This is a genomic window from Agromyces sp. GXQ0307 (assembly GCF_044769845.1).
GTDB lineage: Bacteria > Actinomycetota > Actinomycetes > Actinomycetales > Microbacteriaceae > Agromyces.
The window spans coordinates 737906-748315 of the sequence record NZ_JBIZVY010000003.1 but is presented as its reverse complement, the minus strand read 5'-3'; the positions used below and the strand labels follow the sequence as shown (position 1 = coordinate 748315).

Annotated in this window: 8 protein-coding genes and 1 tRNA gene; 2 read left to right on the top strand and 7 right to left on the bottom strand. The window is 69.4% G+C overall.

Annotated features, from left to right (window positions below; all coding sequences use genetic code 11):
* The first annotated feature begins 73 nt into the window (after positions 1–73).
* Positions 74–150: transfer RNA gene (locus ACIQH8_RS13520), tRNA-Met, on the top strand.
* Positions 151–332: 182 nt separating this feature from the next.
* On the opposite strand, the gene ACIQH8_RS13515 is transcribed toward ACIQH8_RS13520, so the two are convergent.
* A complete protein-coding gene (locus ACIQH8_RS13515; protein WP_400999443.1) occupies positions 333–1031 on the bottom strand; it encodes a helix-turn-helix transcriptional regulator in 699 nt (232 codons plus the stop codon).
* On the opposite strand from ACIQH8_RS13515, the gene ACIQH8_RS13510 reads away from it, so the two are divergent.
* Positions 1030–1764 (top strand): alpha/beta hydrolase family esterase, encoded by a 735-nt coding sequence (locus tag ACIQH8_RS13510; protein ID WP_400999441.1) that lies wholly within the window; start codon positions 1030–1032, stop codon positions 1762–1764. The two genes, ACIQH8_RS13515 and ACIQH8_RS13510, sit on opposite strands and share 2 nt — an antisense overlap.
* A gap of 24 nt (positions 1765–1788) precedes the next feature.
* Here the strand turns inward: ACIQH8_RS13510 and ACIQH8_RS13505 are convergent, their stop codons facing one another.
* The 6 genes from ACIQH8_RS13505 to ACIQH8_RS13480 form a co-directional block, all read right to left on the bottom strand.
* Positions 1789–3414, bottom strand: coding sequence for a LuxR C-terminal-related transcriptional regulator (locus ACIQH8_RS13505; RefSeq protein ID WP_400999439.1), 1626 nt, complete (start codon positions 3412–3414; stop codon positions 1789–1791).
* A 145-nt stretch (positions 3415–3559) separates the two neighbouring features.
* Positions 3560–4360, bottom strand: a complete 801-nt coding sequence (locus tag ACIQH8_RS13500) for a hypothetical protein (RefSeq protein WP_400999437.1) — start codon at positions 4358–4360, stop codon at positions 3560–3562.
* A gap of 206 nt (positions 4361–4566) precedes the next feature.
* Positions 4567–6726, bottom strand: a complete 2160-nt coding sequence (locus ACIQH8_RS13495) for a hypothetical protein (RefSeq protein ID WP_400999435.1) — start codon at positions 6724–6726, stop codon at positions 4567–4569.
* Positions 6727–6959: 233 nt separating this feature from the next.
* Complete coding sequence (locus tag ACIQH8_RS13490) at positions 6960–8309, bottom strand: dipeptidase (RefSeq protein ID WP_400999433.1); 1350 nt, start codon at positions 8307–8309, stop codon at positions 6960–6962.
* The gene (locus ACIQH8_RS13485) at positions 8306–8755 is read right to left on the bottom strand and encodes a hypothetical protein (RefSeq protein WP_400999431.1); all 450 of its coding nucleotides are present in this window, start codon (positions 8753–8755) and stop codon (positions 8306–8308) included. Before ACIQH8_RS13485 ends, ACIQH8_RS13490 begins: the two co-directional genes overlap by 4 nt.
* Positions 8752–10200, bottom strand: coding sequence for an APC family permease (locus tag ACIQH8_RS13480; protein ID WP_400999429.1), 1449 nt, complete (start codon positions 10198–10200; stop codon positions 8752–8754). Before ACIQH8_RS13480 ends, ACIQH8_RS13485 begins: the two co-directional genes overlap by 4 nt.
* Between the last annotated feature and the right edge of the window lie 210 nt (positions 10201–10410).

Here is a 10410-nt window from a genome sequence, read left to right as displayed (position 1 = left end):
AGACCCCGACCCGCCCGGGATGCGACCCCGATTCGACCGCTCTCGAAACCCGTGCTAGTGTTATCTCTTGTGCCGCGGGGTGGAGCAGTTCGGTAGCTCGCTGGGCTCATAACCCAGAGGTCGTAGGTTCAAATCCTGCCCCCGCAACCAAGTAAGGCCCGGTCAGAAGAAATTTCTGACCGGGCCTTTTCTCTGTCAGTCCGACGAGCGACGCGTCGAGCACGGGTGTGGTGAGGATGGAGACCTCTCGTCCGAGCCTCGTGTCCATGAGGTCGAACGTGGTTCCGAGTCGGCCGAGGTGGACTGAGCGTCTCTGGTGCAGCGATCGTCGCTCACGCGCGGAGTGCCCACTTGTGGAATGTCTGGATCTTGCGATGGGTCTGCGAGCCATACGCAGTGACGGGTGCTCGCACCGCGAGACGCTGGACGGCGGAAGGTGCGAGTCCGTAACGCGCAGTGAAGAGGCGATGGAAGTGGCTGGGGTTCTCGAAGCCCCAGCGCGTCGCGACGTCCTTGATCGGATGCGCCGACTCGGCCGGGATGGCCAGCTCGTCGAGGCAGCGCTCGAGGCGCCGTGCTCGGATGTACGTCGTGATCCCGCCGTATGGGGTGAAGATCCGGTACAGCGTGGAGCGTGAGCAGTGGAACTTGCGGCCGATCACCTCGCCGTCGAGTTCGAGATCGTCGAGCCGTGCGTCGATGAAGCCGCGAATGGCGGTGGCCAGCGACGAGTCGGGCGGTGCGAAGTCTCCCGCGGCGAGCACCGACTCCGCGGCGACGACGATGTGATGTGCCAGGCCCGCGGCGTCCGTCGCGCGCGCCGTGGCGAGCTTCTGCCATGTCGTGGTGATCGCGCTCGAAAGGACGCGGCCCCGGGGTGAGTCGCGGTGGACGCGTCGACCGCCCGGCGGCACGCCGACGTGGCGTAGGCGGGCGCGTGGGATGACGGCCCAGATGGCGTCGACGTCCGTGCATTGAGCGTCGAAGGGCTCTCTCAGGTCCAGGATCGCGGCATTCCACGGATCGAACATGGACGCCGAGAGCATGCGCGCCGTCACCGGCTACCGATTCGACGAACTCGCGGTCGAACGCGGATTCGTCGCCGTCTACCCCCAGGGATACGAGAAGACCTGGCACGACTGCCGCGCCGCCACGCCCTACCCGGCTCGCACCGACGACATCGACGACGTCGCGTTCGTCTCCGCGATGATCGACGATCTCGCCGCGTCGTTCGGCACGAGCCGCGAGCGGGTGTTCGCCACCGGGCTCTCGAACGGCGGCCACCTCTCGATCCGGCTCGGCACCGAAGCACCCGACCTCGTGCAGGGCGTCGCCGCGTTCGCCGCCGCGTACCCGGCTGACGAGAACAACACGTGCGAATGGAGCGGCACCGCCGTGCCGACCATGTTCGTGCTCGGCACCGCCGACCCGATCAACCCGTTCGACGGCGGCACGGCCGGCTTCGTCGGCTCCGACCTCGGTCTCGTGCTCTCCGCCGACGAGAGCGCCGCCTTCGTCGCCGACCGCAACGGCGACGGCCCGGACGGAGCGACATCCGTCTTCGCCAACACCGACGCTGAGGGCGACTCGGACGTGACCCGGACCGTCTACGACGGCCCCGCGCCCGTCGTGCTCTTCGCGGTCGAGGGGGGCGGCCACGTCGTGCCGAACCCGAACGCCGTCCAGCCGCGCATCATGGGCGGGACGTCCGCGTACCTCGACGGGCCCCTCGCGGTGCTCGACTTCTTCCTCGGGAGCCGCTGAGCGACCCGGGCCCCGGAGGACGCCTCAGGCCAGATCGTGCCGGAACGCGTACGCGGTCGCGGCGGAACGTGATGAGAGGCCGAGCTTGCCGTAGATGTTGCTGAGATGGCGGGCGATCGTCTTCTCGCTGAGCGAGAGCCGCTCGGCGATGCCGCGGTTGCTCAGACCCGTCGCCAGGAGCCGCAGCACCTCGAGCTCGCGCACGGTGAGCGCCTGCGGCGTCCGCTCGCCGAGCAGGGAGTCGATCACGTCGACGTCGAGGCGGGCTGCCACCTCCTGGAATCGCGCTCGCGCCGCCGCCAGCTCCGCACGGAACCCGGGATCGTCGAGCGCGCGGAGGATGCGGCCACGCAGGAGGCGACAGCGCGCGACCTCGTCGGGTGCGCCGACCCCGGAGAACCCGCTCTCGGCCCGGGCCAGCGCCTCGAGCGCATCGGACGATCGGCCCTCCGCGTGCCGTACCTCGGCCTCGGCCAGGTCCACGACCGCCGCAAGAAGCGGCGGGCGCGGAGTTCCGGCACGCCGAGCCAATTCATCGCCAGCGCGTCGTGCCGCCTCGACGTCGTTCGCGGCCAGTTCCGTCCGGACCACAGCCGGGAGCAGGCGCAGCATCTCGCCGGCATCCGCGGCGGCGACGGCCGCGCGGATCATGGCCTGCGCGGCGCCGACGTCACCGCCGGCGAGGAGCGCGAGCGCGAGCCCGGGCTGGGGGTCGAAGCCCGTCTCACCGGCCTTCCGGTAGAGGGTCTCGGCGGCGTGCAGGGCGCCGCGAAGCCGTTGGAGGTCTGCGGCGAGGTAGGACGCGACGTACATGGCGGTGAAATCGCCGTCGCGGCGACACCGATCGGCGCGTTCCGCGGCGACCTCGGCCTCCGCCCAGGCGCCGCGCTGGAGTGCCAGCTTTCCGCGATACGCCTGCGCCTGGCCCGTGTACGCCACGAGTTCGGGCTGCGCGTCGCACCATCCGGCGAACTCGCGCGTCCAGCGCTCCGCACGATCGAGATCCGACGCGGCGTGGGCGAGGTCGAGTGCGGCGCGAGAGAACAGGCAGACCGACGTGGGTGCGAGGCGTCCGGATGCCGCGGCATCCATGGCGTGGTCGAGTTCGGCGAAGCCGTCGGCCCACCGTCCGAGCTTGAGCAGGCTCAGCCCCCTGCCGAAGGCCGCGTGAGCCGCGAGCTCCTCGTCCACATGGCGCTCGGCGACGTCGGCGATGAACTCGAAGCGCCGGATGGCCTCCTGGAGGTCGCCCATGAAGGTCGCCGCCATGGCGGCCGGCACGAGCGCCACCGTCGCGACGACCGGACTCGACTCGTCGAGACGCTCGGCCAGGCGCGTACTCCGGGACATCCACCCGGCCGACGCCGTGACCTCGCCGGCCTCGAGCAGCTGGATGGAGATCGTGTTCGCCGTGCGGGCGGCATGCTCGAGGTCGCCTCGGGCGAAGTACGCATCGTGGGCGCGAGTCAGCACCTCGACGGCGGGCGTGCGCTCACCTCGGAGGAAGAGCGCGGTCGACCATTCCTCGAGGTCGTGCTCGCTCAGCACCTCGTCGGCGCGCTGCGCCTCGGCGAACAGGAAGCTCGCCGTGCCCCAGCGCCGGTCGCTCACGGCGGATCTCGCGAGCTCCGCCGTCGTCGGTGTCCCCATCGCGCTCCCCGAGCGGTGCTCGGCCGGACTCGACCGCCGGACCCGCTGGCCAGCACGCTATCGGGCGGCGAATCGTGCGGCAAGCAGTTCGCCGTCCGGACACGACGGTGGGCGTACGATCACCGCGCAGGTCGGAGACCTCCGCTCACACGAGCCCGGCGCACTGACCGTTCGCGTTGCGACCGACGACGTTCACTCCGGTGGGGTCGAAGCCGCCGGACACGCCGTGGACGAGGTTCGTGCAGGTGAGGTTCCTGCCGATGTGGTTCTTCACGATGTACACGACCGGGTTGGCGAAGGGGTGCGAGTCGACGCTCGTGATGTCGCTCAGCGTGACATTGCCGCCGACGACGTTGAACATGACCCCGATCCATTCGGCGGTCACACCGCTGATCGTGATGTTGCCACCGACCGAGTTGTTCTTGATCGGCCAGTACGTGAACGCACCGCCGCCGCCGAGCACGGTCACGTTGCGGGCGACGTCCACCCCGTTGAGCGCGACGGAATCCGCCCCGGTCGCCGTGACGTTGCCGCCGATCTCGACCTCCGAGACGTCCTGCGGCTCGACCTCGGGCGAGGTCGCCATGCCCCAGCACGGGTGGGCCGTGTTGCCGACGAGCGAGCTCGGCCGGCATCCGAGCGCCAGGTAGGAGCCCTCTCCTGCCGTGACGTTGCGGCCGATCGTGATCGTCGATGCGACGAGATCGCCGGCCAGGGATGCCCCGGCGGCGACCTCGAGATTTCCGGTGACGTCGATGACCGCGCCCACCTCGATGCCGCAGTCGCCGGTGACCATGACCGACGAATAGAGCCCCGAGGGGATGTCGCCCCCGGCGCACGTGTAGGCACTGCCGCCGGGTGCCGCGAGCGCGGGGCCGCCGGCGAGGGCCAGCGCGCCCGCCGCGGCGATCGTGGCGAGGACCTTCAGCTGGGTTCGACGATTCATGGCGGCTTCCCCGATTCTCTTCACGGCTGGGCCTCGAGACGGCTCCGCCTGCGTTGGCATGCCTCCGCGCAGCACCGTACGCCCCCCGAGAGACCACTGACAAGGCGACGCCCGCCCCCAGAACGGGGCGCGTCGGCGATCGGCCGTCTCGACATGAGGAAGGCCCCCGGTCCAGTCGGACCGGGGGCCTTCCGCCTTCAGCGGATCTAGCCGTTCTTGCCGACGGCCTTGCCGTTGCCGGTGTTCGTCACGGTGAGCTCGTACCCCGCGTCGAGCGTGTCGAGATCGCCCGTGGGCAGGTTCGACACCAGGGTCGCGAAGTCGCGGTTCTGGCCCTTCGCGCACGAGGTGTCGAGGCCCGACATCGTGACGTCGTCGCCCTGGAGGCGGTACACGTGGTTGCCGGCCTCGTCGACGATCTCGTACTCGGAGTCCTCGCCGGGGGTGAGGTCACAGCTCGCGATGACCTGGAGCGTCCAGTTGTTGTCCTGGAGGCCGGTGGTCTCGATCCACTCGCCGTCGGCCGACGACAGGGTGACGGCCTCGCCGTCGACCATGACGTCGTCCACGAACCATCCGGTGTCGAGGTACGCGGCATCCGTCGAGTACCGGAAGCGCACGTCGGTCGTGCCGGCGGGCAGCTCGGCCGAGAGGTGCACGTACTCGGGCTCGTCGACGAAGTACTCGCCGCCCGACGTGCCCGTGAGGCCGTTGCCCTCCTCGTTGTTGCCGTGCGGGTCGTCGTCGGTCGTCACGACCGCGCCCGAGTCATCCGTCAGCGGCACGGTGACCCACTCGCCGCCGACGAGTGCCTCGACGAAGCCGTAGTCCCAGCCCTCCTCGATGAAGTTCCACGACCAGAAGTCGAGGGTCGAGGCCGCGCCATCCGTCACGTCGACGTCGAGGATGTTGTCGGACTGGCTCTCGTAGCCGCCGTACCAGTGCGTGTCGCCCGTGTGCGGGGCGATCTGCGTGGTGTCGTCGCCGTCGAGCGACACGTCGACCGTCGGCCCCGGGTTGCGGAACCGCTCGATCTGGATGCCGTACGGCAGCGCCGTGTCGGCCTGGCCGTTCTTCCGGCGGTCCCACTTCGCCGCGGGCTGGGCGCCCTGGTTCGAGCCGCGTCCGTCCCAGAACTGGTCGTCCGCGATGTCGATGGTCCAGCTCGTCGACGCCGGGTCGCCGAAGTCGACGGCCTTGATGTCGAAGCGCTCCGAGTCCTCGTCGTCGAGGTAGACCGCGACGGCCCAGTCCTCGTAGAGCTCCTTGGCGGTGCGGAGGTCGGCGCCCGTCTGCGCGTTGAACTCGTCGATCGCCGCCTGGACGCCCGCCATGCCGTCGCCCTGGTTCTCGAAGATCAGCTTGATCAGCAGGTCGCCGCCGGCGCCGTCGTACTCGAGGTCGGGCTCGTAGGTGGCGTCGCCGTTGCCGCCGGCCTGCTCCCAGAGGTACTGGAAGTAGGTGTACGCGGCGCCGTAGTTCTCGAGGCCGCCCGCCCAGCGCGTGAGCGACGTCTCGGCGTAGAACACCTGGTGGTACGTCAGGTGCGAGCCGCCCACGTCGTAGCCGTTGAGGAACACCGCGAAGTCGGCGAGCCCTTCGTCGACCCAGCTGAGCTCGCCCGGGTCGCTGTAGTTGTGCAGCAGGTGCTCGAGCTCGTGCGCGATCACGCCCTCGTACAGGGTCGCCTGGTCGTTGGCGGGGTCGTCGTCGCGCCACTCCGAGTCATCCGGCCCGACGCGGTTCGCCCAGTCGTAGGCGTCGATCACGATGGTGTTCATGCCCACCGAGTCGATGAAGTCGGGCGCGAAGTAGCCCGCCGTGTAGCTCGTCACGTCGCAGTCGTAGTACTGCTCGTCCTGCACGTTGTAGACGACCATGACGAGCGAGTCGCTCGCGGGCTCGTCGGGGTCGGCGGCGTCCATCGGGCCGAAGTGCTCCTCGTCGACGGCGACGATCTGGTTCGCGAGCTGGTCGCCCATGTAGTCGATCTGCGCCTGCGTGAGCGTGTAGTCGGCGACGTCGGCGTCGGCGCACGGCACGAACTCGTCGTCCGGTGCGGTGTGGTCGAAGGCCGGGTCGAGGCTGTCCACGCCGACGGGCGCGCTGCCGTCGAGCGGCGTGCCCTCGGGGACGTAGATGTACACGGGCGTGCCGTCGGGTGTCACGCCCGCGTACACGCGCGTGAAGTCCTGGTCGTACGTTCCGCCGGCGGCGCTGTCGTTGATCGGCAGCGTGATCGTCGGCTCGCCCGGGAGGTTCTCGTGGTCGTCGGCCGAGGCCGGCGCTGCGGTGACCGCGAGGAAGCTCGCGGCGAGGGCTCCGACGGCGAAGGCGCCGAGGGAGCGTCGTGGTGCTCTGCGCACAGGGTTTCCCATCTGTCATGGCCCCGGTGCCAGCGAGATGGATCGTCCGTCGGCGTAGGGACCGATCGTGCGCGCGAACCAGGTCCGGTCGCGCGCCTGTACCGCATCCAGTCCAGCACGCGGCTCGCATCGTGGGGAGACTCTTGTCATGGCGGCGCGGATCCGCTTCAATACGCGGTCGCGATTCTCGAGCCGTGGCGGCGTCGGGGCGCGGAGGGGCGCGACCTCACCACTCAGGCGTCTCGCCCGTACGACTGGAGGAAGAGCGCCTCGGCGACCGCGAGGCGTTCGATCTCGCTCGGGTCGACGCTCTCATTCGGGGCGTGGATCAGCGTGAGCGGCTCTTCGACGCCCATCAGGATGATCTCGGCATCGGGATACGTGTCCGCGAACACGTTGCACAGCGGGATGGAGCCGCCCTGGCCGAGTGTGGTCATCTCGACGCCGTAGGCCTGCTCCATCGCTGCGGCCATCGTGCGATACGCCGGCCCGTGCGTGGTCGCACTGAAGGGTGCGCCGATGGCCTCCGTCTCGATGGTCGTTCGGACGTTCCAGGGCGCGTTCGACCTGAGATGGGCGACGAGCGCATCGTGCGCGGCCTGCGGATCCGTCTTCGGGGGCACGCGCAGGTTCAGGCGGGCGGCGGCACGCGGGACGATCGCGGCGGCAGAGCCGACGACCGGAGGCGCGTCGATCCCGAGCACCGTCAACGCCGGACGCGCCCAGAGTCCGTCCGCGACGGTCCCGTCGCCGACGAGGTCGACGCCGTCGAGGACGCCCGCGTCCGCGCGGAACTGGACGGCGTCGTATGGGGCGCCGTCCCACGTCTGGGTGTGGTCCAGGCCGTCGACGGTGGTGTTCCCGGATGCGTCGTGCAGTGATGCGAGGATCGCGATGAGCGCGCTGAGCGCATCCGGGGCGGGCCCGCCGAACATCCCGGAGTGGATCTCGGAGGCGAGCGTCTCGACCCGGACGACGACGTTGGCCATGCCTCGGAGCGTGACGGTGAGGGCGGGTGCACCGACCGCGGCGTTCCCGGTGTCGCAGACGAGGATGGCGTCGGCCCGGAGCAGGTCCGGGTTCGCCGCGACGTATCGCTCAAGCCCACCTGTCCCCTGCTCTTCGGAGCCTTCGACAACCAGCTTCAGGTTGACGGGGAGGTCGTCGCCGAGCGCCCTGATGGCCAGCAGGTGCATCAGGATGTTGCCCTTGCAGTCGGCCGCGCCGCGGCCATGCCACCGTCCGTCGACCTCGGTCAGCTCGAAGGGCGGAGTGCGCCACGCCGACTCGTCGAGCGGGGGCTGCACGTCGTAGTGGGCGTACAGCAGGACCGTGCGGGCGTTCGGGTCGGCGGACGCCCTCATCCCGATCACCGCCCGGCTGCCGTCGGGCGTCTCCTCCAGCCTCGCGTCGTCGAAGCCCAGGCGTGCGAAGCGTTCGCGCACCCACTCGGCCGCCCGGGCGCACTCCTCCGGGGGGTACTGGCGCGGGTCGGCCACCGAACGGATCGAGACGAGCTCTGCGAGTTCGTCCTTCGCGGCCGGCATCATCGCACGGATGCGCTCGCCGATGGCGCCGCTCACGCGTCGTTCCCGTCGACCGTGTACAGCCCGTCTACGAATTCCTGGAACTCGTCCAGCTCGTCCGGGCAGTACGTCTCGATGATGAGGAGTTGACCGGTAAGCAGGCGTTGCTCGACGATGGTGGCACGCAGACCGGGGCCGCCGGCGCCGTTCGTGAGGCGGTCGAGGAGGACGGCACGTGAGAGTGCTCCGTTGGGATTCGCGCACACGGCGCCACCGTCGTCTCCGAGCACGCTCGCGACCTGCTCGGGCGTCAGTCGCACGTCGACGCCCTCCGCTTCGAGCGCCTGGATCAGTTCCTCGGCCTGATCCTCCGCCCTCACGTCCTGCCGCGCTGCGAGGAACGAGAACAGTGCGATCGCGGCGACGACGACGAGCACGGCGACGGTGACGATGTAGATGACCGATCGCTCGCGCGTCGGCTGCGTCTCGGATCCGGTGCTCATGACTCGCTCCCCTCGGCGCCGGTCGTGTCGGCTTCCGGGCTCGCCTCCGAGGCGATCTTCCATGACGGCTTCCGGAACCGGTAGAACAGGTACGGCACGAGCAGGCCGAGACCGAGGGCGCCGCCACCGACGATGACCAGGTAGAGCCAGGGGCTCTCTCCACCGAACTGCGACGGCGGGATGAACCCGACGAGCAGAGCGGCCAGCGACGCGGCGAAGCCCATTCCCGCAAGACCGATGAGCATCGGAGCGCGGTACCCGCGTGGGTGGTCCGGCTGCGTCCTCCGCAGACGTATCGCAGCCACGAACATGAGCAGGTACATGATCAGGTAGACCTGCGTCGTGATCACGGAGAAGATCCAATACGCGCTGGAGACGTTCGGGATGAATGCGTATCCGAGGGCGATGATGGTGGTGACGACGCCCTGGGTCACGAGCAGGTTCTGCTGGATGCCGTGCTTGTTGAGCTTCTGCAGGAACGGGGGGAGGTAGCCCTCCTCGCGTGAGATCAGCAGGAGGCCCTTCGAGGGTCCGGCGAGCCAGGTGAGCATACCGCCGAGGGATGCCGCGACGAGCATGATGCCGACGAGTGGAGTGAGCCACGAGATCGAGAACGCGGCGAAGATGGCGTCGAAGGCCTGCATGACGCCCGCGGTGAGCGACAGTTCCTCCGCCGGGACGATCCAGCTGATCGCGAGGGCCGGGAGGATGAAGATCAGCAGCACCAGGCCCATGGCGAGGAACATCGCCTTCGGGTAGTCGCGGGCGGGGTTCTTCAGCGACGACACGTGCACCGCGTTCATCTCCATGCCGCTGTACGACAGGAAGTTGTTCACGATGAGCACGAGGCTGGCGAGTCCCGCCCACTGGGGCAGCAGGTTGGCGGCCGTCATGGGTGCCGCGGACTCATTGCCCTGCCCGAGGAAGACCGCGCCGAGGAGCACCAGGATGGCGCCGGGAATCAGGGTGCCGATGATGAGACCGCCGCTCGCCAGGCCTGCGACGCCCTTCGTGCCGCGGGAGGAGATGAAGACGCCGGACCAATAGCACACCATGATCACGAGCGCCGTCCAGACTCCGCTGGAGGCGAGGTTCGGATTGATGACGTACGCGAGCGTCGAGGCGACGAATCCGAGCAGGCTCGGATAGTAGAAGATCGTCATCGCGAACTGACACCAGATCGCCAGGAAGCCCATGGGCTTCGAGATTCCCGTCGACACCCACTTGTAGACCCCGCCCTCCCATCCGGACGCGAGTTCGGCGGCGACCAGCGACGTCGGTAGCAGGAACACGATCGCCGGCACGATGTAGAGGAAGATCGCGGCCAGCCCGTACACGGCCATGGTCGGTGCGGGTCGCAGGCTCGCGACGGAACTCGTCGTCATCAGCGCCAGAGCGATCCACGAGATCCAGACTGTCCCGGGCACGGCCTTCGCGCGTGCCATGGCGGCTCCGCGCCGGCCGCCGGCCGAAGCGTCTGCGGCGCTCATCGTGCTCCACCGGTTCGCTTGCCGGCCCGCGCGGCGGCCCGGACGGATGCCCACTTCGACAGCAATTCAGGTGCCCCCTCAGTCGATCCTCATCGTCGCGGCCAACCTATTGACGCGGCACCGCTCGGCCGCGGGACCAAAGTCCTCCATGCGACATCGGACGGC

Excerpts from the sequence above, each read along its gene's own strand:
- ACIQH8_RS13480 (WP_400999429.1), bottom strand. The coding sequence starts at position 10,200 with ATGGCACGCGCGAAGGCCGTGCCCGGGACAGTCTGGATCTCGTGGATC.
- ACIQH8_RS13505 (WP_400999439.1), bottom strand. The coding sequence starts at position 3,414 with ATGGGGACACCGACGACGGCGGAGCTCGCGAGATCCGCCGTGAGCGAC.
- ACIQH8_RS13500 (WP_400999437.1), bottom strand. The coding sequence starts at position 4,360 with ATGAATCGTCGAACCCAGCTGAAGGTCCTCGCCACGATCGCCGCGGCG.
- ACIQH8_RS13485 (WP_400999431.1), bottom strand. The coding sequence starts at position 8,755 with ATGAGCACCGGATCCGAGACGCAGCCGACGCGCGAGCGATCGGTCATC.
- ACIQH8_RS13510 (WP_400999441.1), top strand. The coding sequence starts at position 1,030 with ATGGACGCCGAGAGCATGCGCGCCGTCACCGGCTACCGATTCGACGAA.
- ACIQH8_RS13515 (WP_400999443.1), bottom strand. The coding sequence starts at position 1,031 with ATGTTCGATCCGTGGAATGCCGCGATCCTGGACCTGAGAGAGCCCTTC.